This is a genomic window from Kineococcus haloalkalitolerans (genome assembly GCF_050871905.1).
Classification (GTDB): domain Bacteria; phylum Actinomycetota; class Actinomycetes; order Actinomycetales; family Kineococcaceae; genus Kineococcus.
Genome location: NZ_JBJLSH010000027.1, coordinates 1 through 21,326, shown reverse-complemented (window position 1 = coordinate 21,326; position 21,326 = coordinate 1). Strand labels below are relative to the sequence as shown.

Below are 21,326 nucleotides of genomic sequence, written 5' to 3'. Positions count from 1 at the left end.
CGACCGCGGTGCGCAGCAGGCGGGTGTCGCGGACCACCGGTCCCGCGACGCGGACCCCGTGCGACGGCTCCCCCACCAGCGACCCCCTCACCCGGACCTCTCGACGAACCCCTCGACCGTCCACCGCGCTCACCCTCCCCCCGCGCCCGCCGGGCGCTCCAGCAGCTGCCCCCGGGCCTCGCCGTCCAGGTCGACCCGCTGCCCGCGCCGCCAGGTGGAGCGGACGACGCCGGTCAGCGCGCGACCGTCGTAGGGCGTCACCGGGTTGCGGTGCCGCAGCGAGCGCGCGTCGACCGTCCACTCCTCCTCGGGCGCGAACACGGCGAAGTCGGCGACGGCGCCCACGGCGATCCGGCCGCGGCCGGTCAGGCCCACCAGGTCGGCCGGGGCCGAGGACATCCAGCCCACCACGGTCTCCAGGCCCACCCCCCGCTCGCGGGCGGCGGTCCACACGACGGGCAGTCCCAGCTGCACCGAGGCGATGCCGCCCCACGCGGTGCCGAAGTCGCCCTCCTCCAGGCGCTTGAGCTCCACCGTGCACGGGGAGTGGTCCGAGACGACGCAGTCGATCGTCCCGTCGAGCAGCCCGGCCCACAGCGCGTCCTGCTCGGTCCGTCCCCGGACCGGGGGGCAGCACTTGAACGTCGTGTCCCCGTCGGGCACGGCGGCGGCGTCGAGCGTCAGGTAGTGCGGGCAGGTCTCGGTGGACAGCCGCGTCCCGGCCGCCCGGGCGGCGCGCACCTCGGCCACCCCCGCGGCGGAGGACAGGTGGACGACGTGGGCCCGGGCGCCGGCGCGGGCGGCGGCCTCGGCGACCGCGCGCACCGCGACGGCCTCGGCGGAGGGCGGGCGGGAGGCGAGGAAGTCGGCGAACCGGCGGCCGCCGTCGTGGGCGTGGGCGGCGATCTCGCCGGGGTCCTCGGCGTGGACCAGCAGCAGGCCGTCGAAGCGCGCCAGCTCGGCCAGGGCCCCGCGCAGGCCGGCGGCGTCCAGCGGCGGGAACTCCTCGACCCCCGAGTCGAGCAGGAAGCACTTCACGCCGAACACCCCGGCCTCGTGCAGCGCCGCGAGCCCGCCGGCGTTGCCGGGGACCGCCCCGCCCCAGAAACCGACGTCGACCGCGCACCGCCCCCGGGCCGCGGCCCGCTTGGTGGCCAGCGCGTCCGGGTCCAGGGTCGCGGGCACGCTGTTCAGCGGCATGTCCAGCAGGGTCGTGATGCCCCCGGCGGCCGCCGCGCGGGTCGCGGAGGCGAAACCCTCCCACTCGGTGCGCCCGGGTTCGTTGACGTGGACGTGGGTGTCGACCAGCCCCGGCAGCAGGACCTCGTCGGCGGCCAGGACCACCTCCCCCGCCGCGTCCCAGGGGTGCTCCAGCGCCTCGATCCCGGCGACCCGCCCGTCGCGCACGGCCACCGACACCGCGCGCACCGTCCCGCCCACCACGGCCCGCGCCGCCCGCACCACCAGGTCCGGCCGCGGCGCACCGCCCACCGGCGGCACCGCCTCCGCCGCCGTCCCGTCCGTCCGACCGCTCACGAGCACCGGCGCACCTCCTCGACGAGCGCGGGCAGCGCGGTGCCGGCGTGGTGGATCGGCCCGGCGGTGCCGCTGAGACGGACCCCGCTGCCCCCGCGCCGCTGCGCGACGACCTCCGCGACGATCGACAGGGCGGTCTCCTCCGGGGTCCGCCCGCCCAGGTCCAGGCCGACCGGTGAGGACAGCCGCGCGAGCTCCCGCGGACCCGCGCCCGCGGCCACCAGCCGGGCCAGGCGGTCGCGGTGCGTGCGCCGCGAGCCCAGGGCGCCGACGAACCCGGCCGGCCCGCGCAGCGCCTCGCGCAGCACCGGCACGTCGAACCTCTCGTCGTGGGTCAGGACGCACACGACCGTCCGCTCGTCGACGGCCGTCGCGCGCAGGTACGCCTCGGGCCGCTGCACGACGACCTCGTCCGCGTCCGGGAACCGGGCGCGGGTGGCGAAGACGGCCCGGGCGTCGCAGACGGTCACGCGGTAGCCGAGGAAAGCGCCCAGCCGGCTCAGCGCCGCCGCCGGTTCGACGGCGCCGAACAGCAGCATCCGGGGCGGCGGGGCGAGGACCTCCAGGAGGACCTCCACCGCGGCGCGCCACCCGCCGGGACCCCCGCGCACCAGGGACCCGCCGTCCCCGCCGCCGCGCAGCGCTCCGGCCGCCGCGCCCGCGACGACCTCGTCGAGCACCCGGTCGCCCAGGCTCCCGGCCACGCCCCGGTCGTCGACGAGCAGGGTCCGCCCCAGCAGGCCGGCACCGGCCGGGCCCACCGGGCCCGCCGGGCCGACGACGGTCGCCAGCACCACGGCCCGCCCGAGCGCCTCCACCTCGACGGCCCGGCGCAACAGGTCCGCGTCCGCCCCCGCGACCGGCCGCACGAGGACGTCCAGGGTGCCGCCGCAGGTCAGCCCCACCGCGAACGGGTCGTCCAGCCCGGGCTCCACCCCGAACCGCTCGGTGCGGGCGCACCCGTCCTCCAGCGCCTGTCGGCACAGCTCGTAGACCGCGCCCTCCACGCAGCCGCCCGAGACGCTGCCGCTCACGGCCCCGTCGCCGGTCACGACGAGGGACGCGCCCACCGGTCGCGGCGCGGAACCCTCCACGCGGAACACGGTCGCCACGGCGAACGGTTCCCCCGCGGCCAGGACCCGGCGCAGCCGGGGGAACAGCTCACGCACGCTCCTCCACCCCCCGCAGCGCGCGCCACACGCGGTCGGGGCGCATCGGCAGTTCCCGCAGGCGCACCCCGACGGCGTCGCGCACCGCGTTCGCCAGGGCGGGAGCGACGGGGTTGTAGGGCGCCTCGCTCATCGACTTGGCCCCCAGCGGGCCCACCGCGTCGACGGTGTCGGCGAACAGGACCTGCGTCTCGCCGAGGTCGGCCGCGCGCGGGGCGTGGTACTCGCGCAGCGACGTCGTGGCCGGGCTGCCGTCGGCGTGGCGGTGCACCTCCTCGAAGAGGGCGGAGCCGATCGCCTGGGCCACCCCACCCTCGACCTGCCCGCGCAGCTGCACCGGGTTCAGCACGACCCCCGCGTCCACGGCGTGCACCGAGCGCAGGACCCGCACCTCACCGGTGCCGGGGTGCACGGCGACGCGGAACCCCTGGACGTTGAACGCGACCGAGCGCAGCGCCGCGTCGTCGCGGCCCTCGGCCCGCGGCCCGCCGCCGGTGGCGCGCACCGCCTCGTCGTGCAGGTCCGACAGGGAGACCGAGCGGTCCCCGCAGCGCACCCCCTCCGGTCCCAGGACGACCGCGGACTCCTCCACCCCGAACCGGGCGGCGGCCAGGGCCCGCACCTGCCCCGCGAGGCGCTCGCAGGCGGTGAGCAGCGCGCGGCCGGCGACGACGGAACCCGCAGAACCGAACGCCCCGGTGTCGTGACCGGTGACGTCGGTGTCGGCCTGGCGCAACCGCAACCGGTCGGCGGTCGTGCCCAGGGCCTGCACCGCGATCTGGGTGTGCACGGTCGTCGTGCCGTTGCCGAACTCCGCGGTGCCGACGTTCAGCTCCCACGTCCCGTCGGCCAGCAGGGCGGCGGAGACCTCGGCGACGTGCCCGCGCGGCGGGACGGTGGCGATCATCGACAGGGCGATCCCGGAACCGGTGCGCCAGCCGGGGCCCTCCGGCACGGGGTCGCCGCCGCGCGGCAGTTCCCGCTCCACCAGGTCCAGGCACTGGTCCAGTCCGTAGCTGCCGAACCGCAGCCCGTCGTCCTCACCGGTGACGGCGGGGTCGGAGGTCGCGACGAACCGGTCGCCGGGGACGACGACGTTCCTGCGCCGCACCGTGAACGGGTCCAGGCCGAGCTCGCGCGCCAGGTCGTCCAGCGCCGACTCCAGGGCGAAGACGACCTGCCCCAGGCCGTACCCGCGGAACGCCCCCGAGGGCACGGAGTTCGTGTAGACGGCCCTGGCGTCCACGCGCTTGTTCGCGCACCGGTACGTCGCCACCGACTCGTGCACGGAGTGGAACATCACCCCCGGGGAGTGGTTGCCGTAGGCGCCGGCGTCGGAGAGCAGGTCCACCGCGAGCGCGGTCAGGACGCCGTCGGCGTCCGCGCCCAGGCGCACCCGCACGCTCATCGGGTGGCGCGTCGGCAGGGCGGTGAGCGCCTCGCGGCGGGTGGTCTCGTACTGCACGGGCCGGCCGGTGCGCAGCACCGCCAGGGCCACGAGGTCTTCGACGAGCATCTCCTGCTTGCCGCCGAAACCCCCGCCCACGCGGGCGGCCAGCACCCGCACCCGCTCGCGGGGCAGGCCCAGGACGCGGGCCAGCTCGTCGCGCACGAGGAACGGCACCTGCGTGCTGCTGCGCACCACCAGGCGCCCGTCCTCGTCGAGCCAGCCCACGGCGCCGTGGGTCTCCAGCGCGAGGTGCGCGACGCGCTGGGTGCGCCAGGTGCCCTCCACGACGGCGTGCGCGGCCGCGAGCGCACCCGCCACGTCGCCGACCTCGCTGTGCAGCTCGGCGACGACGTTCGCGCCGGGGTCGGCGATGCGGCTGGCGGCGGCGTCCTTGTCGCCGTGCAGCAGCGGCGCGCCGGGCTCGCTCGCCCGGTGGGGGTCCAGGACGGCGGGCAGGACCTCGTAGTCCACGACGACCGCCCGCAGCGCCTCCTCCGCCAGCGCCACGGACTCCGCCACGGCCACCGCGACCCGCTGGCCGTGGTGGCGCAGGACGGGGTCGAGCACGAGGGTGTCGTCGGGGTCGTCGAGGCGGTCCTGGTGGCGGCCGGTGGAGAACAGCACCTGCGGGACGTCGTGGTGGGTCAGGACCAGGTGCACCCCCTCCAGCGCCGCAGCGGCGCGGACGTCGATCGAGCGGACGCGGGCGTGGGCGTGCGGACTGCGCAGCACCGCCACGTGCAGCAGCCCCGGCGGGACGTCGCCGTCGGCGAGGTCGAGGGTGAACGGCTCGGTGCCGGTGACGACGCGGTGCGCGGCCGGAGCGCCCACCGCCTGGCCCACCGCGCCGCTGCGGGCCAGCGGGGCCGGGGGCGCACCCTCCGCCGCGACCGCCTCGCGCACGGACCGGTACCCGGTGCAGCGGCACAGGTTCCCCTTGAGGTGCTCGTCGAGGTCGGCGCGCTGCTCCTCGTCCAGCGCCGCGGCGGTGACGACCATCCCCGGCGTGCAGAAACCGCACTGGAACCCGGCCGCGTCCACGAACCGCTGCTGCACCGGGTGCAGGCACCCCGCGGGGGCCAGGCCCGCGGCGGTGGTGACCTCGCGGTCCGCGGCGCGCAGCGCCGGGTACAGGCACGAGCGCACCGGCGAACCGTCCACCAGCACCGTGCAGGCGCCGCAGTCGCCGCTGTCGCAGCCCTTCTTGACCGCGGTGCAGGAGCCCTCGCGCAGCAGGGTGCGCAGGCACTGGCCCGGCCGCGGTTCCACCTCGGTGGCCGTCCCGTCCACGGTGATCTTCACGGGGCACCCCCGGGCCGGTCCAGCTCCTCGACGACCTCGGCGACGCTGCGCAGCGTCACGGCGCACCGCCAGTCCGGGTCGCCGTGCACGTCGGAGAACCACCCCGGCCCCTCCTGCACGGCGGCGCGCACGTCCCGCACCGCCCGCCCGGGGGACGGGGCGGCCGGGTAGCGCAGCACCACCGGCCGCGCCGTCGCCGCCGTCACCGCGAGCACGAACCCGCCGTCCTCGTCGGCGCGGGCGGTGACCAGCGACGCCGAGCGCCCCAGCCGCTGCAGCGAGGTGCGGCGCGAGGCGGTGCGCCCGCGCAGCGCCCGCTCGGGCAGCTCCAGCGCCCGCACCACCTCCCCGGACCGCAGCGCGGTGCGCCCGTCCCCCAGCACGAACTCCTCGACCGGCAGGCGCCGGGTGGACCCGTCCGCGCCCCACAGCTCCACCGCGCCGTCGAGGGCGACCGCCAGGGAGGTCACGGCACCCGCCGGCAGCGCCGTGCACACGTTGCCGCCGACGGTGGCCGCCGCCCGCACCGCCGGGGAGGCCAGGAGCGCCCGCACGCACCAGCGCAGCAGCGGGTGCGCCGACCAGCCCGGGCGGGCCGGCACGGCGGCCAGCTCGGCCACGGGGCAGGTCGCGGCCAAGCGCAGGCCCCGCGCCGAGACGGTCCACGGCTCCCAGCCCATGGCGGTCAGGTCCACCAGGACGCGCAGGTGCGGCTGCTCGCACGAGAACAGCCACGTGCCCCCGGCCAGGACGGCGGTGCCCGCCGCGCCGGTGTGCGCGAGGGCCAGCGCGGCGCGGTCCCGCACGGGGATGATGGCCTCGACCGCGTTCAGGTCCACGGGCGCGAGCCCCCCTCGAGACGGTGGAGGTGCGTGTGCGGGTCCGCGACCTGCTGCCGGGACGGGACGGCGAGGGACCCGCGGGTGCGGGCGCCGGGCTGCGGATGATCGCCGGGGAGCCCGCGGCGCTGCAGCGCCCCGTCACCGGCACCAGCACCGTGGACCTGCTCGACCCCGGCCGCTACGTCGGCGTGGCCCACCTGGTGCTCACCGGCCTGGCGTGGCGCCGCGACGGCGCCGACAGCGAGCGCTTCGTCGCCGCGGTCGCCGACGCCGGGGCCAGCGCCCTCGCGGTCGGCGAGGGCCTGCTCGGGGAGGTGCCCGAGGACGTCGTGCGGGCCGCCCGCCGCCACCGGCTGCCCGTCTTCGCGGTACCCGCCGACCTGCCCTTCCACCAGGTCAGCGCGCGCGTGGCCGCCGCCGTCGCGCCGGGCGCGGGCGGGGGTGCGGGCACCGGGCCGGCCGACGACGGCGCCCTGCTGCGGCTGCTGCGCGGCCTGGCCGAGGGGCGCCCCCTGGCCGAGCAGGCCGAGGACGTCGCCGCGCACCTGGGCGGCCCCGTGCGCGTGCTGTCGGCCACCGGCCGGCAGGTGGTGCCCGGGCCGGTGCCGCTGCGCGAGGACGAGGTCGACGACGCCGTGCGCGCCGGGGCGCGCGCGGCCGCCGCCCCGGCCCTGGTGCACCTGGTGGCCGGCGCGGCGCAGGTGCGCCCGGTGGCCGCCGAGGACCCCGCCGAGCGCTGGTGGGTGCTCACCGACGCCGGTGCCCCCGCCGCGGCGGGCGCGCTGCTCGACGCGCTCGCCGGGGCGGTCGCGGTGCACCGGCGCACGGCCGCGGCACCCCCGGCTCCGCGGGGGGACGTCGTGGTGGCCCTGGCCGGCGGGGCGTGGTCCGCGCGCGCCCTGGCCGACGCCCTGGCCGACGTGCCGCACCGGGTGCAGGTCACCTCCAGCGGCGCCACCGCCGTCGTCCAGGACCGCCCCGACCTCCTCGCGCTGCTGCGCCGGCGCCTGTCGCGCCTGGCGCCCTCCCTCGGCGCCCGCCGGCTGCTCGTCGGCGTGAGCCGCGCCGGCGAGGGGGGCGAGGACGCGGTGGCCGGCGCCCGGCGCGCCCTCGCCGCCGCGCACGAGAGGACCGCGGGCCCCGTCGCCGTCGTGCAGGACACCGCCACCGGCACGGTCGTGGACCTGCTGCGCACCGTCCCGGCCCGCGAGCGCGCCGCGTTCGCGCGCCGCGTCCTGGGGCCGGTCCTCGACGACGGCGAGCTGCTCACGACGCTGCGCGCGCACCTGCGCCACGGCCTCTCGCCCACCCGCACCGCGCAGGCGCTGCACGTGCACCAGAACACCGTCCGCTACCGGGTGGGCCGCCTGGAGGAGCTGCTCGGCCGGGACCTGCGCGACGTCGCCGACCTCGCCGACGTGCACGTCGCCCTGCGGCTGCACGACGACCTCGACGACCCCGGTGGTCCGGGCGACCTCGACGGGCACGGCGCGGCCCCTCAGTAGTCGACGCGCGCAGTGCTCGTCAGCCACGCGTCGAAGGGGTCGGTGGCCGTGGGGACGCGCCGCTGGAGCACCGCGGTGGACCACGACGCCCGGTCGGTGGAGAACAGCTCGTAGAACGTGCGGTCGTCGAAACCGCCGCGGGCGGCGTCGTGGCGGTCGGCGGCGTACACGACGCGGTCCACCCGCGCCCACAGCGAGGAGGCCAGGCACATCGGGCACGGCTCGCAGCTGGAGTACAGCGTGCTGCCGTGCAGGGAGAACGTGCCGGTGCGCCGGCACGCGTCCCGGATGGCCTGGACCTCGGCGTGCGCGGTGGGGTCGTTGTCGCGGGTGACCCGGTTCTGCCCCGTCGCCAGCAGCTGCCCGTCGCGCACGAGCACCGCGCCGAACGGACCGCCGCCCTCGGCGACGTTGCGCGTCGCCAGTTCCACGGCCCGGTCCAGGAAGCGCGCGTCGGCGCCCTCGGGGCTCACGCCCACGCCTCCGGCGCCGCCGGGAACTCGTCGTCCGCGACGACGGCCCGGATCAGCCCGTAGGGGCGGTCGTCGGCGTGGAACACCTCGCCGCGGTCCGGGACGCCGAAGCGCGCCACGTCGTAGCCGACGTGGTGCTTGTTCGGCGCCGTCAGCCGGATCTCGACCGCCTCGGGGACGCGTTCGAGGGCGCAGCGGCCCATGTGCCACAGGGTCTGCTGCAGGGCCAGGGAGTGCAGCGTCGCGAACTGCTCGACCAGCGCCTCGCGGACCGCCGCGTGCGCGGCGTCGACGTCGAACCCGGCCGCCACGGCCGCCGGGGCGTAGCGCCACGTCGCCTCCAGGGACGTCGCCAGCACCCGGTCGTCCGTCTCCGGCAGGGTCGTGTACTCGTCGACGAGGAAACCCCTGAACTGCGAACCGGTGGACTTCAGCAGCGTGAGGTCCTCCAGGCCGGCGAGCAGGTGCACGACCCGCGCCCCGCCCTCGTCGCTGACGACGGCGGCGGCCGTGCGGACCTCGGCGCCGGAGCGCACCCAGGTGTGGTCGTGCTCCACCCCGCCGACCCGCGCCCGCGTCCACGGGTACGCCTCGACGTCGACGCGCGCGGCGCTGACGGGGGCGACGTCGTCGACGAAGTGGCGGGCGAGGGCCAGCGCGTACCCCTCGACGGTCGTGGCGCCGTCCGCGGCGGCGTACGCGAACGCGGTGTTCTTCTGCGAGTCCGTCGGCAGGACCTTGGACTGGTCCCCGTGCAGGTACGCGTCGGCGAAGTCCCCGCGCAGCGTCGTCGTGACGTTGAGGTCGACGACCTCGTGGCGGGCGGTGTCCCGCCGGAAGCGGACGACCCGGTTCTCGGCCTTGCCGTAGCGGTGGTCCGCCAGCACGATCGGCACGGTCAGCTCCCGCGGTAGGTGGAGTAGGCGAACGGCGACAGCAGCAGGGGCACGTGCAGGTGCGCGGGCCCGTCCGCGGCGACGGTGAAGGCGACGACGACCTCCGGGTGGAACGTCTCGCGCCCGGCGGCGGCGAACCACTCCCCCGTGGCGAACGCCAGGCGGTGCGGCCCGGCACCGAGGTCGGCGCCCAGCCCGGCGCGGCCGTCCTCGTCGGTGCGGCCCCGCGCCAGGACGTCGTGCCCGGGGCCGGTGAGGACGAGGCCGACGCCCGCCGCCGCGGTCCCGGTGACGGCGTCGAGGACGTGGGTGGACAGGGTCGTCACGACGTCCTCCCGGGGGCGGCGCCCGGAGCCCCGTCCGCAGCGCCGGCCAGGACGCGCGCCAGCCGCAGGCGGGTGATCTCCGCGAGCTCCCGGCGCAGCACGGCGCGCTCGGTGGCCCGGTCGTTGCCCAGCCGGGCGCGCAGCAGCGCGAGCAGCTCGTCCGCGCCGCGCCCGGCCGCGCGCACCAGGTACACGTGGCCGAAGCGGGCCTCGTAGGCGCGGTTGCCGGCCGCGAGCTCCTCGAGCACGGCCGGGTCGGCGGTCAGCGCCGCGGCCTGCTCGCGGCGCGAGGACGCCTCCGCCGACCGCTCCCCGATGCGGGGGTGGGCCGCCAGCGCGACGTCCACGTCCTCCTCGGCGGCGGCGGCCAGCGCGGCGTCGGCGGCGTCCAGCAGCGCGGTCGCGGTGGGGAACGGGCGCTGCGCCACCACGGCGTCGGCCCACCCGGGGGCGCGGCAGCACGACAGCAGCAGGTCGCGGAACTCGCCGTCGGGGAGGCCGTTCACGGCGGCGGGGCCGTGAGCGCCCCGCTCGGTGGTGCTCACCACGGGTCCTCCTGCGGGTGGGGGACGGCCAGTGTTCCCGGGCGGGGCGGCGGAGCGCAGCGGCCGGACCTCCAACGTTCCGGCGGCCCGGGCGCGCTGCGTCGTCGGAACCACCAAGCGGTGCGGCGCGCGGAACCCGCCGGAAACCCGCCGGAAACACGGCCGGTCCAGCGCCCCCGTCGACGCCGACCCGCCGGAGCGGACCGACCACCGAGGACCCGCGGGCCGGCCGACGGTGCCGTGGTGGGATGGGCGCGTGCCGGTCCTGGGCGTGGTGCTCGCAGCGGGTGCGGGGACGCGCGCCGGGGTGCCGAAGGCGCTGCTGCGCACGCGGGACGGCACCGGCTGGGCGGCCCGTACGGCGCAGGTGCTCCGCGCCGGCGGCTGCGCGCCGGTCGCCGTCACCGTCGGCGCCGCCGCGGACGAGGTCCGCGCGGGCCTGCCGGACGACGTGGACGTGCTGGGGGTGCCGGACTGGCGCCGCGGCCCGGGAGCGGGCGTCCTCGCGGCGCTGCGCCACGGGCGGGCCGTGGGCGCACGGGCGCTGCTGCTGACGCTGGTGGACCTGCCGGACGTCACCGCGGCCGACGTGGCCCGGGTGCTGGACGCCGCCGCGCCGGACCCCTCGGACGCCCTCGTGCGCGGCGGGTGGCGGGGCCGCGGCGGGCACCCGGTGCTCCTGGGGCACCGGCACTGGGACCGCGCGGCGGAGTGCGCCGCGTCCGGGGCGGGGCTGCGGGAACTGCTGCGCCGGGGGTGCCGCCAGGTCGAGGTGGCGGGCGCCCTGCGGGACGCGGACACGCCGGACGCCCTGCCGGCCGGCACCCGCTACCCGCCCGGGACGGCGCGGCCCGCCCGGGACGGCTGAGGCGGGCCGACCCCCCGGCCCACCCACCGGACCCGTCCGGCGGGTGGGCCGGACCCGTCAGGCGTTGGCGACCAGGCCGAGCTCCGCGGCGTTGGCCAGCCCGGGGTGCTGCGGCAGCACGCGCACCGTGTAGCCGAACGGCCCGGTCTGGCGCAGGGACAGCTCGCCCTCGAAGCGGTGCCGGCCGTCGCCGAACGCCTCCGCGTGCCGCAGCGTCACCACGCCGGAGGGGGTCAGGACGTCCGACTCGGAGACCCGCCCGTGCACGACCTGCACCTGCACGTCGCCCGGCTCCAGCGCGCCGAGGGTGACGAAGCTGCGCACGTGCAGCACGTCGCCCACCTCGGCGGAGTCACCCACCCCGGAGGACTCCACGTGGTCCACGCGCACCAGCGGCCACTGCTCGCGGACCCCGGCCTTCCAGCGCGCCACCTCGCGGGCGCCCGCCGCCGAGCCCGCGGCGGCGGCGCGGCCGGCCGCGGCCGCCGGCAGGTACAGCTGCTGCACGTAGTCCTGCACCATGCGGCTGGCCAGGACCTTCGGGCCCAGCGAGGCCAGCGTGTGCCGGACCATCTCCAGCCAGCGCGGGGGCAGGCCGCGCTCGTCGCGGTCGTAGAAGCGCGCGGCGACGGAGTTCTCCACCAGGTCGTACAGGGCCGCGGCCTCGAGGTCGTCGCGGTGCTCGGGGTCGTCGACGCCGTCGGCGGTGGGGATGGCCCAGCCGTTGCCGCCGTCGTACCACTCGTCCCACCAGCCGTCGAGGATCGACAGGTTCAGCCCGCCGTTGAGGGCGGACTTCATGCCGGAGGTCCCGCACGCCTCGAAGGGGCGCAGCGGGTTGTTCAGCCACACGTCGCAGCCGGGGTAGAGGGTCTGCGCCATCGTGATGTCGTAGTTGGGCAGGAACACGATGCGGTGGCGGACCTCCGGGTCGTCCGCGAAGCGCACCATCTGCTGGATGAGGCGCTTGCCGGTCTCGTCGGCCGGGTGCGACTTGCCGGCGATGACCAGCTGCACGGGCCGCTGCGGGTGCAGCAGCAGCCGCTTCAGGCGCTCGGGGTCGCGCAGCATGAGGGTCAGGCGCTTGTAGGTGGGCACGCGGCGGGCGAAGCCGATGGTGAGGACGTCGGGGTCCAGCACCTCCCGCGTCCAGGCCAGCTCGGCCTCGCTGGCGCCGCGCTGCAGCCACGACAGGCGCAGGCGGCGGCGGGCGTCCTCGACGAGGCGGGCGCGCAGCACGCGCCGGGTGCGCCACACCTCCTCGTCGGGCACCTGGTCGACCTTCTCGAAGCCGTCGCCGGTGGCGACCAGCTCGCGGCCGATGTAGCGCTTGCCCATCTCCATGACCTCCGGCGCCACCCACGTGGGGGCGTGCACGCCGTTGGTGATGGAGGAGATCGGGACCTCGGGGGCGTCGAAGCCCGGCCACAGGCCGCCGAACATGCCGCGGGAGACGGCGCCGTGCAGCTGCGAGACGCCGTTGGCGCGCTGCGCCAGCCGCAGGCCCATCACCGCCATGTTGAACACGCCCGGGTCGCCGCCGGGGTAGTCCTCCGCGCCCAGGGCGAGGATGCGGGCGACGGGGACGCCCGGCAGCGGGTTCTGCGCGCCGAAGTACAGCTCGATCTGGTCGCGGCCGAAGCGGTCGATGCCGGCCGGCACGGGGGTGTGCGTGGTGAACACCGTGGCCGCGCGCACGGCCTCCAGCGCCTCCTCGAAGCTCAGGCCGCGGGCCACGTGCTCGGCGATGCGCTCCACGCCCTGGAAGCCGGCGTGCCCCTCGTTGGTGTGGTACGCCTCCGGCTCGGGGGCGCCGGTCAGGCGCGACCACAGGCGCAGGGCGCGCACGCCGCCCACGCCGCACAGCAGCTCCTGCTGCAGGCGGTGCTCCCCGCCGCCGCCGTACAGGCGGTCGGTGATGCCCCGGGCCGCCTCGTCGTTCTCCTCCACGTCGGAGTCCAGCAGCAGCAGCGGCACGCGCCCGACCTGCGCGCGCCACACGTGCGCGACGAGCCGGCGCCCGCCGGGCAGGTCCAGGGACACCTTCGCGGGCGTGCCGTCGTCCTCGCGCAGCAGCGACAGCGGCAGGCCGTCGGGGTCGAGGACCGGGTAGGTCTCCTGCTGCCAGCCGTCGCGCGAGAGCGACTGCTTGAAGTACCCGGTGGCGTAGAAGAGGCCGACGCCGACGACCGGCACCGCGAGGTCGCTGGCGGACTTCAGGTGGTCGCCGGCGAGGATGCCCAGGCCGCCGGAGTACTGCGGCAGCGCGCCGGTGATGCCGAACTCCATCGAGAAGTAGGCCACGGCCGCGGGGGCGTCCGCGCCCAGGTCCGCGTACCAGCCGGGCCGCGCCAGGTAGGTGCGCAGGTCGGCCGCCGCGGCGTCCACGCGCGCGACGAACGCCGCGTCCGCGGCCAGGGCGTCGAGCCGTTCGGTGCTCAGGGCACCCAGCAGGGCGCCGGGCTCGCGGTGGACCGCCTGCCACGCGGCCGGGTCCATCGACTCGAACAGGTCGCGGGTGGGCTTGTGCCACGACCAGCGCAGGTTGCTCGCCAGGTCCCCCAGCGGCGCCAGCGGCGCGGGCAGGACGGTGCGGACGGTGAAGCGGCGGATGGCTCTCACGGTCAGCAACGTAGCCGCGCGGGGGGCCCGCGCGCAGTCCTCCGGGCACTCCTCCGGCACTCCCCGGGGCGCTCCCCGGGGCGCTCCCCCGGGCGCTCCCCCGGGCGCTCCCCCGGGCGCTCCCCCGGGCGCTCCCCCGCACCCCGTCCCCCGCGCGCCCCCGCGCCCGCCGGGACCGCGCCGGAGCCGGGCGCGGCCCCCCGGGCGCGACGACGCGACGGCGGGCACGGTCCTCGGTAGGTTGCCGCACGTGACGACGACGGAGCACTCCACGGCGGCGCGCGCGAGCACGGCCGCGCGCGGCACGAAGGTCGGGCGCATCCCCGTGCTGGGCGTGAGCCCGGTCGTCGACGACGGCCGCTGGCCCGCCAAGGCCGTCCCGGGCGAGCAGGTGCCCGTCTCGGCGACGGTCTTCCGCGAGGGCCACGACGCCGTGGCGGCCACGGCCGTCCTGGTGCGCCCGGACGGCAGCGAGCTGACCGCGCGGATGACCCTGGGCACCCCCGGCCTGGACGACCACCACGCCGTCCTGACGCCCGACGCCCCCGGCGAGTGGGGCCTGCGCGTGGAGGGCTGGTCCGACCCGTACGGCACGTGGGAGCACGACGCCACCATCAAGGTGCGCGCCGGGGTGGACAGCGCCCTCATGCTCGAGGAGGGCGCCCGGCTGCTGGAGCGCGCCGCGGCGCTGCCGGGCCGCGACGAGGAGGGCGCCGGGGCGCTGCGGCACGCCGCGGCCCGGCTGCGCGACACCTCCCTGGACGACAAGACCCGCCTGCAGGCCGGCCTGGCGGGCGACGTGCACGCCGCCCTGGAGCGGCTGCCGCTGCGCGAGATGGTCAGCCCCTCCCCGACCTTCCCGCTGCGGGTGGAGCGGCAGCTGGCGGCCTTCACGAGCTGGTACGAGTTCTTTCCGCGCTCCGAGGGCGCCCGCTGGGACGAGGAGGCCGGCCGCTGGGTCTCCGGCACGTTCCGCACCGCCGCCGAGCGGCTGCCCGCGATCGCCGAGATGGGCTTCGACGTCGCCTACCTCACGCCCGTGCACCCCATCGGCCGCACCAACCGCAAGGGCCCGAACAACAGCCTCGTCGCCGGCCCGCTGGACCCCGGCTCGCCGTACGCCATCGGCGCGGCCGAGGGCGGGCACGACGCGCTGCACCCGGACCTGGGCACCTTCGAGGACTTCGACTTCTTCGTCGCCCGCGCCCGCGAGCTGGGCCTGGAGGTGGCCCTGGACCTGGCGCTGCAGTGCTCCCCGGACCACCCGTGGGTCACCGAGCACCCGGAGTGGTTCACCACCCGGGCCGACGGCACCATCGCCTACGCGGAGAACCCGCCGAAGAAGTACCAGGACATCTACCCGCTGAACTTCGACAACGACCCCGAGGGCATCTACGCCGAGGTCAAGCGGGTCGTGGACGTGTGGATCGAGCACGGCGTCACGCTCTTCCGCGTCGACAACCCGCACACCAAGCCGGTGGAGTTCTGGGAGTGGCTCATCGCCGAGGTGAACCGCGAGCACCCGGAGGTGGTGTGGCTGTCGGAGGCGTTCACCAAGCCGGCGATGATGCACACGCTGGCCAAGGTGGGCTTCCAGCAGTCCTACTCCTACTTCGCCTGGCGCAACGCCGCGTGGGAGCTGCGCGAGTACCTGACGCAGCTGACCACCGAGTCGGCCCACTACATGCGGCCCAGCTTCTGGCCCACCACGCACGACATCCTCACCCCGACGATGCAGTACGGCGGGCCGCCGGTGTTCAAGCTGCGCGCCGTCCTCGCAGCGCTGCTGAGCCCGTCCTGGGGCATCTACACCGGCTACGAGCTCGTCGAGCACGCCGCCCGCCCCGGCGCCGAGGAGCAGCTGGACAACGAGAAGTACCAGTACCGCCCGCGCGACTTCGCCCGCGCCGAGCGCGAGGGCTGGAGCCTGGCGCCGTACCTGACGAAGCTCAACCGGGTCCGCCGCGACCACCCGGCGCTGCAGCAGCTGCGGGGCACCGCCTTCCACGCCACCGACGACGAGAACGTCCTGGCGTTCTCCCGGCGCAAGGTCACGGCTGAGGGCGAGGACCTGATCATCGTCGTGGTGAACCTGGACCCGCACGCCGTGCGCGAGACGACGGTGCACCTGGACATGGCGGCCCTGGGCCGGACGTGGTCGGACCGCTTCACCGTGACCGACCTGCTCACCGGCGCCACCTACGAGTGGGGCGAGCACGACTACGTGCGCCTGGACCCGTACACCGAGCCGGCGCACGTCTTCCACGTCCGCGGCGCCTGAGCCGTGGACGCCCTCCCCGCCACCGCACCGGGACTGCGGCACGACCCGCAGTGGTACAAGACGGCCGTCTTCTACGAGGCGCTGGTGCGCGCGTTCTCGGACTCCAACGGGTCCGGCAGCGGCGACTTCGCCGGCCTGGTCAGCCGCCTGGACTACTTGCAGTGGCTGGGCGTGGACTGCCTCTGGCTGCCGCCGTTCTTCGCCTCGCCGCTGCGCGACGGCGGGTACGACATCTCCGACTACAACGCCGTCCTGCCCGAGTTCGGCACGCTGCCGGAGTTCCAGCGGCTCGTGCAGGAGGCCCACCAGCGGGGCATCCGGATCATCATCGACCTGGTGATGAACCACACCAGCGACCAGCACCCGTGGTTCCAGGCCAGCCGCTCCGACCCCGACGGCCCGTACGGGGACTTCTACGTCTGGAGCGACACCGACGAGAAGTACACCGAGGCGCGCATCATCTTCGTCGACACCGAGACGTCGAACTGGACGTTCGACCCGGTGCGCCGGCAGTTCTTCTGGCACCGCTTCTTCTCCCACCAGCCGGACCTCAACTACGAGAACCCGGCCGTGGAGGAGGCGATGTTCGACACCGTCCGCTTCTGGATGGACATGGGCATCGACGGGTTCCGCCTGGACGCCGTGCCCTACCTGTACGAGGAGGAGGGCACCGACGGGGAGAACCTGCCGCAGACGCACGCGTTCCTGCGGCGGCTGCGGCGCATGGTCGACGAGGAGTACCCCGGCCGGGTGCTGCTGGCCGAGGCCAACCAGTGGCCCTTCGACGTCGTGGAGTACTTCGGCACCGAGGAGGAGCCGGAGTGCCACATGTGCTTCCACTTCCCCGTCATGCCGCGCCTGTACTACGCGCTGCGCGAGGGCCGAGCCACGCCGATCACGGACATCCTGTCCGCGACGCCCGACATCCCCGTCGCCAGCGGCCAGTGGGGCACGTTCCTGCGCAACCACGACGAGCTGACGCTGGAGATGGTCACCACCGAGGAGCGCGCCGCCATGTACGGCTGGTACGCGCCCGACCCGCGCATGCGCGCCAACGTCGGCATCCGCCGGCGGCTGGCGCCGCTGCTGGACAACTCCCGCCCCGAGATCGAGCTCATCCACGCGATGGTGCTGTCCCTGCCGGGCAGCCCGTGCCTGTACTACGGCGACGAGATCGGCATGGGCGACAACATCTGGCTGGACGACCGCGACGCGGTGCGCACCCCGATGCAGTGGACGCCGGACCGCAACGCCGGCTTCTCCTCCGCCGACCCCGGCAAGCTGTACCTGCCGACGATCCAGTCGCTGGTCTACAACTACCAGTCGGTCAACGTGGAGGCGCAGCTGGCGACGTCCAGCTCGCTGCTGCACTGGGTGCGCAGCGTCCTGGCCGTGCGCCGGCGCCACCCCGCGTTCGGCCTGGGCGAGTACCGGCCCCTGACGTCCCGGCGCTCCGCCGGGGTGGACGGGCCCGCCCCCGACGAGCGCGACGACCACCCCGCCGCGACGTGCGACAACGACGCCGTCCTGGCGTTCCTGCGCGTCCTGGCCCCGACCCCCGAGCTGGAGGGAGAGACCGTCTTGTGCGTCAACAACCTCTCCGACAACCCGCAGGCCGCGCGGCTGCGCCTGCCCGACCACGCCGGGGCCGCCGTGCGGGACCTGTTCGGCGGCGCCTCGTTCCCCGCGGTCGACGCCGACGGCTGCCTGACCGTCACCCTCGGCTCGCGCGGCTTCTACTGGCTCGGTCTGGGGGCCGCCGCGTGAGCGCCGGTCCCGCCACCACCGCGGCCGGGGTCACCGACCCGCTCGCCGGCCTGCTGGCCGACTGGGCTCCTCGCCAGCGCTGGTTCGCCCACAAGGGCTCCGCCGTGCGCGTGGAGCGCCTCGAGCGCACCACCCTCGACGAGACCGGCGTGGCCCACCTCGTCGCGCTCACCGTCTCCACGACGCCGGCGGAGAGCGGCGCGGCACCGGTGTCCACCGTCTACCAGGTCCCGGTGACCGTGCGGCACGCCCCCGACGACGCCCTCGCGCACGCCCTCGTCGGGCACCTGCCCGACGTCGACGGGTTCCCCGTGTGGGTCTACGACGGCCCCCACGACCCCACCTTCACCCGCGCGCTGCGCGTCCTGGTGGCCTCCGAGGAGGGCGCCGGTGACCGCGCGTTCGGCGCGCAGGGCACCAGCGCCGACGGCGGGCTCGGTGTGCCGGTGGAGGCCCGGACGAAGGTCCTGTCGGGCGAGCAGTCGAACACCTCCCTGGTCATCACCCCCGACGACGGCGGTCCCGCCCTCATCGCCAAGGTCTTCCGCGTCCTCAACGCCGGCGACAACCCCGACGTGGTCGTGCAGACCGCGCTGGCCGCCGCCGGCTGCGAGCGCGTGCCCCGCCCCGCCGGGTGGGTCGACGGCACGTGGACCGCGCCCGACGGCACCCGCGCGCGCGGTCACCTGGCGCACCTGACCGAGTTCCTCGCCGGCTCCGAGGACGCCTGGCGGGTCGCCACCGCCGCGGTGGCCGGTGGGCGCGCCTTCGACACCGAGGCCGCCGCCCTGGGCCGGGCCACCGCCGAGGTGCACGCCGTGCTGGCCGGCACCCTGCCCACCGAGCCGGCCACCCCCGAGCGGCTCGCCGCCGTCGCCGACGCCCTCGCCGCCCGCGTGGCGTGGGCCGCCGCCGAGGTGCCCGCGCTGCGCGAGCTGGCCGGAGCGGCCCGCGAGCGCGTGGAGGCCGTGCGCTCGGTCACCGGCGCGCCGGACCTGCAGCGCGTGCACGGCGACTACCACCTCGGGCAGGTCCTGCACTCGGCCGCGCGCGGCTGGGTGCTGCTGGACTTCGAGGGCGAGCCGCTGCGCCCGCTGGCCGAGCGCAGCCTGCCGGACCTGGCGCTGCGCGACGTGGCCGGGATGCTGCGCTCCTTCGACTACGCCGGCAGCTCCGCCGGTCCGGCCGCCGGGGTCGACCCGGAGGCGGCGCGGACCTGGGCGCTGGCCTGCCGCGAGGCGTTCCTCGCCGGCTACGCGGAGGTGGCGGGCACCGGTCCGGCCGTCGACGCCCGCGTCGACGGCTCCCCCGCGCAGGTGCTGCTGGGCGCCCTGGAGCTGGACAAGGCCCTGTACGAGGTGGTCTACGAGGCCCGCAACCGCCCCACGTGGCTGGACGTGCCCCTGGGCGCCGTCCGCCGCCTGCTGAGCTGAGGCTCCGCGACCGCGCCGAGAGGCGACCCACCGTTCCCCCCGGGAGACTGACCGACATGAGCTCTGCGCCCATCCCCGCCCCCGTCGACGCCGACGACCTGGCCAGGGTCGCCGCGGGTGCGCACTGGTCGCCGCACTCGGTGCTCGGCGCGCACCCCCACGACGGCGCCGTCACCTGGCGCGTCCTGCGCCCCTTCGCCTCCACCGTCACCGTCGTCACGCAGGACGGCTCGCGCGTCGGCCTCGTGCACGAGTACGACGGCGTGTGGGTCGGCGTGCTGCCCGGCGCCGAGGTCGGCGACTACCGCGTCGAGACGTCCTACCCGGGCGGGGAGCCGGTCACGGCCGACGACCCGTACCGGTTCCTGCCCACCCTCGGCGAGGTCGACCTGCACCTCGTCGGCGAGGGCCGCCACGAGCAGCTGTGGGACGTGCTCGGCGCGCACGTGAAGCGCTGGCCGGGCGCGATCGGCCCCGTCGAGGGCACGGCGTTCGCCGTGTGGGCGCCCAACGCGCGCGCCGTGCGCGTCGTCGGGGACCACAACCACTGGAACGGCCGCGAGCACGCGATGCGCTCGCTGGGCTCCTCCGGCGTCTGGGAGCTGTTCGTGCCCGGCGTGGGCGCCGGCAGCCGCTACAAGTTCGAGATCCTCGGCGCGGACGGGCACTGGCGGCAGAAGGCCGACCCGATGGCGCAGGCCACCGAGGTGCCACCCGCCACCGCCTCCGTCGTCGCGGACAGCTCGTACACCTGGGGCGACGCGGAGTGGCTGGAGCGCCGCGCGGCCACCGACCCGCACGCCGGGCCGATCTCCGTCTACGAGGTGCACCTGGGCTCCTGGCGGCAGGGCCTGGGCTACCGGGAGCTGGCCGACGAGCTCGTCGAGTACGTCACCGACGCCGGGTTCACCCACGTGGAGTTCCTGCCGGTCATGGAGCACCCGTTCGGCGGCTCGTGGGGCTACCAGGTGACCTCCTACTTCGCGCCGACGTCGCGCTGGGGCTCGCCCGACGAGCTGCGCCACCTCATCGACCGCCTGCACCAGGCGGGCATCGGCGTCATCATCGACTGGGTCCCGGGGCACTTCCCCAAGGACGAGTTCGCGCTGGCCCGCTTCGACGGCGCCCCCCTGTACGAGCACCCCGACCCGCGCCGCGGCGAGCAGATGGACTGGGGCACGTACGTCTTCGACTTCGGCCGCAGCGAGGTGCGCAACTTCCTCGTCGCCTCGGGGCTGTACTGGCTGGAGGAGTTCCACGCCGACGGCCTGCGCGTGGACGCGGTCGCCTCGATGCTCTACCTGGACTACTCCCGCGCCGAGGGCCAGTGGCTGCCCAACCAGTTCGGCGGCCGGGAGAACCTGGAGGCGATCAGCTTCCTGCAGGAGGCCAACGCCACCGCCTACAAGCGCACCCCCGGCATCATGATGATCGCCGAGGAGTCCACCGCGTTCCCCGGCGTCACCGCGCCCACCAGCGGCGGCGGCCTCGGGTTCGGGCTGAAGTGGAACATGGGCTGGATGCACGACTCGCTGGCCTACGTCTCCGAGGACCCGGTGCACCGGCAGTACCACCACGGCGAGCTGACGTTCAGCCTCGTGTACGCCTTCAGCGAGAAGTTCTGCCTGCCCATCTCCCACGACGAGGTCGTCCACGGCAAGGGATCGCTGCTGCGCAAGATGCCGGGCGACCGGTGGCAGCAGCTGGCCAACGTGCGCGCCTACCTGGCCTACATGTGGAGCCACCCGGGCAAGCAGCTGCTGTTCATGGGCGCCGAGCTCGGCCAGGAGGCCGAGTGGTCGGAGGCGCGCTCGCTGGACTGGTGGCTGCTGGACACCCCCTGGCACAAGGGCCTGCACGACCTCGTGCGCGAGCTGAACGCGACCTACAAGGCGCGCCCGGAGCTGTGGTCGCAGGACTTCACGTCCGACGGGTTCAGCTGGATCGACGGCGGCGACAGCGAGCGCAACCTCATCTCCTACGTGCGCTGGTCGGCCGACGGGAAGCCGCTGGTGGCCGTCTGCAACTTCGCCGGCAGCCCGTACGAGGACTTCCGCGTCGGCCTGCCGCACGGCGGGACGTGGCGCGAGCTGCTCAACACCGACGCCGAGCGCTTCGCCGGTTCCGGCGTGGTCAACACCGGCCCCCTCGTCGCCGAGGAGCGGGAGTGGAACGGCCGCGAGCACTCCCTCGCCCTGCGCGTGCCGCCGCTGGGCGTCACCTGGCTGGTGCCGGCGGACGACTGACGAGCCCGCCCGGGACGAGCAGGTCCCGGCGCGACGCGGCCCCGGTCCCCTGAGGGGACCGGGGC

The 21,326-nt window shown here is 76.3% G+C and carries 15 protein-coding genes; 6 read left to right on the top strand and 9 right to left on the bottom strand.

The window, feature by feature from the left end; translation table 11 throughout:
* Nucleotides 1–129: 129 nt before the first annotated feature.
* From allB to ACRYMY_RS11885, 4 genes are read right to left on the bottom strand one after another with little or no spacing between them, the layout of a single operon-like run.
* Nucleotides 130–1,536 (bottom strand): allantoinase AllB, encoded by a 1,407-nt coding sequence (gene allB, locus ACRYMY_RS11900; RefSeq protein WP_432547468.1) that lies wholly within the window; start codon nucleotides 1,534–1,536, stop codon nucleotides 130–132.
* The gene (locus ACRYMY_RS11895; RefSeq protein WP_432547467.1) at nucleotides 1,533–2,705 is read right to left on the bottom strand and encodes an XdhC family protein; all 1,173 of its coding nucleotides are present in this window, start codon (nucleotides 2,703–2,705) and stop codon (nucleotides 1,533–1,535) included. Before ACRYMY_RS11895 ends, allB begins: the two co-directional genes overlap by 4 nt.
* Nucleotides 2,698–5,457 (bottom strand): molybdopterin-dependent oxidoreductase, encoded by a 2,760-nt coding sequence (locus ACRYMY_RS11890; RefSeq protein WP_432547466.1) that lies wholly within the window; start codon nucleotides 5,455–5,457, stop codon nucleotides 2,698–2,700. The genes ACRYMY_RS11895 and ACRYMY_RS11890 overlap by 8 nt, the downstream gene beginning before the upstream one ends.
* Nucleotides 5,454–6,296 carry an FAD binding domain-containing protein gene (locus ACRYMY_RS11885; protein WP_432547465.1) on the bottom strand — a complete coding sequence of 281 codons (843 nt, stop codon included), beginning with the start codon at nucleotides 6,294–6,296 and terminating at the stop codon, nucleotides 5,454–5,456. Before ACRYMY_RS11885 ends, ACRYMY_RS11890 begins: the two co-directional genes overlap by 4 nt.
* 35 nt (nucleotides 6,297–6,331) lie before the next feature.
* Here ACRYMY_RS11885 and ACRYMY_RS11880 point away from each other — a divergent pair, with 35 nt between their 5' ends.
* Nucleotides 6,332–7,804, top strand: coding sequence for a helix-turn-helix domain-containing protein (locus ACRYMY_RS11880; RefSeq protein WP_432547464.1), 1,473 nt, complete (start codon nucleotides 6,332–6,334; stop codon nucleotides 7,802–7,804).
* Here ACRYMY_RS11880 and ACRYMY_RS11875 read toward each other — a convergent pair.
* Genes ACRYMY_RS11875 through uraD form a run of 4 tightly spaced genes read right to left on the bottom strand, consistent with a single transcriptional unit; the run spans nucleotide 7,798 to nucleotide 10,047 of the window.
* The gene (locus ACRYMY_RS11875; protein WP_432547463.1) at nucleotides 7,798–8,277 is read right to left on the bottom strand and encodes a nucleoside deaminase; all 480 of its coding nucleotides are present in this window, start codon (nucleotides 8,275–8,277) and stop codon (nucleotides 7,798–7,800) included. The two genes, ACRYMY_RS11880 and ACRYMY_RS11875, sit on opposite strands and share 7 nt — an antisense overlap.
* On the bottom strand, nucleotides 8,274–9,173 hold the full coding sequence (gene pucL, locus ACRYMY_RS11870) for a factor-independent urate hydroxylase (protein WP_432547462.1): 900 nt from the start codon (nucleotides 9,171–9,173) through the stop codon (nucleotides 8,274–8,276). The genes ACRYMY_RS11875 and pucL overlap by 4 nt, the downstream gene beginning before the upstream one ends.
* A gap of 2 nt (nucleotides 9,174–9,175) precedes the next feature.
* Complete coding sequence (uraH, locus tag ACRYMY_RS11865) at nucleotides 9,176–9,499, bottom strand: hydroxyisourate hydrolase (protein ID WP_432547461.1); 324 nt, start codon at nucleotides 9,497–9,499, stop codon at nucleotides 9,176–9,178.
* Nucleotides 9,496–10,047 (bottom strand): 2-oxo-4-hydroxy-4-carboxy-5-ureidoimidazoline decarboxylase, encoded by a 552-nt coding sequence (uraD, locus tag ACRYMY_RS11860; protein WP_432547460.1) that lies wholly within the window; start codon nucleotides 10,045–10,047, stop codon nucleotides 9,496–9,498. Before uraD ends, uraH begins: the two co-directional genes overlap by 4 nt.
* A 253-nt stretch (nucleotides 10,048–10,300) precedes the next feature.
* On the opposite strand from uraD, the gene ACRYMY_RS11855 reads away from it, so the two are divergent.
* Nucleotides 10,301–10,912: a nucleotidyltransferase family protein gene (locus ACRYMY_RS11855; protein WP_432547459.1), complete on the top strand. Its 612-nt coding sequence runs from the start codon at nucleotides 10,301–10,303 to the stop codon at nucleotides 10,910–10,912.
* Between the two features lie 57 nt (nucleotides 10,913–10,969).
* On the opposite strand, the gene glgP is transcribed toward ACRYMY_RS11855, so the two are convergent.
* Nucleotides 10,970–13,534, bottom strand: a complete 2,565-nt coding sequence (glgP, locus tag ACRYMY_RS11850; RefSeq protein ID WP_432547458.1) for an alpha-glucan family phosphorylase — start codon at nucleotides 13,532–13,534, stop codon at nucleotides 10,970–10,972.
* 250 nt (nucleotides 13,535–13,784) lie between these two features.
* On the opposite strand from glgP, the gene ACRYMY_RS11845 reads away from it, so the two are divergent.
* Genes ACRYMY_RS11845 through glgB form a run of 4 tightly spaced genes read left to right on the top strand, consistent with a single transcriptional unit; the run spans nucleotide 13,785 to nucleotide 21,261 of the window.
* Nucleotides 13,785–15,815: an alpha-1,4-glucan--maltose-1-phosphate maltosyltransferase gene (locus ACRYMY_RS11845; RefSeq protein WP_432547457.1), complete on the top strand. Its 2,031-nt coding sequence runs from the start codon at nucleotides 13,785–13,787 to the stop codon at nucleotides 15,813–15,815.
* A 3-nt stretch (nucleotides 15,816–15,818) separates the two neighbouring features.
* Complete coding sequence (gene treS / locus ACRYMY_RS11840; protein ID WP_432547456.1) at nucleotides 15,819–17,582, top strand: maltose alpha-D-glucosyltransferase; 1,764 nt, start codon at nucleotides 15,819–15,821, stop codon at nucleotides 17,580–17,582.
* Nucleotides 17,579–19,015 (top strand): maltokinase N-terminal cap-like domain-containing protein, encoded by a 1,437-nt coding sequence (locus tag ACRYMY_RS11835; RefSeq protein WP_432547455.1) that lies wholly within the window; start codon nucleotides 17,579–17,581, stop codon nucleotides 19,013–19,015. The genes treS and ACRYMY_RS11835 overlap by 4 nt, the downstream gene beginning before the upstream one ends.
* A gap of 56 nt (nucleotides 19,016–19,071) precedes the next feature.
* A complete protein-coding gene (gene glgB, locus ACRYMY_RS11830) occupies nucleotides 19,072–21,261 on the top strand; it encodes a 1,4-alpha-glucan branching protein GlgB (RefSeq protein WP_432547454.1) in 2,190 nt (729 codons plus the stop codon).
* Nucleotides 21,262–21,326 lie beyond the last annotated feature (65 nt).

Excerpts from the sequence above, each read along its gene's own strand:
- glgB (WP_432547454.1), top strand. The coding sequence starts at position 19,072 with ATGAGCTCTGCGCCCATCCCCGCCCCCGTCGACGCCGACGACCTGGCC.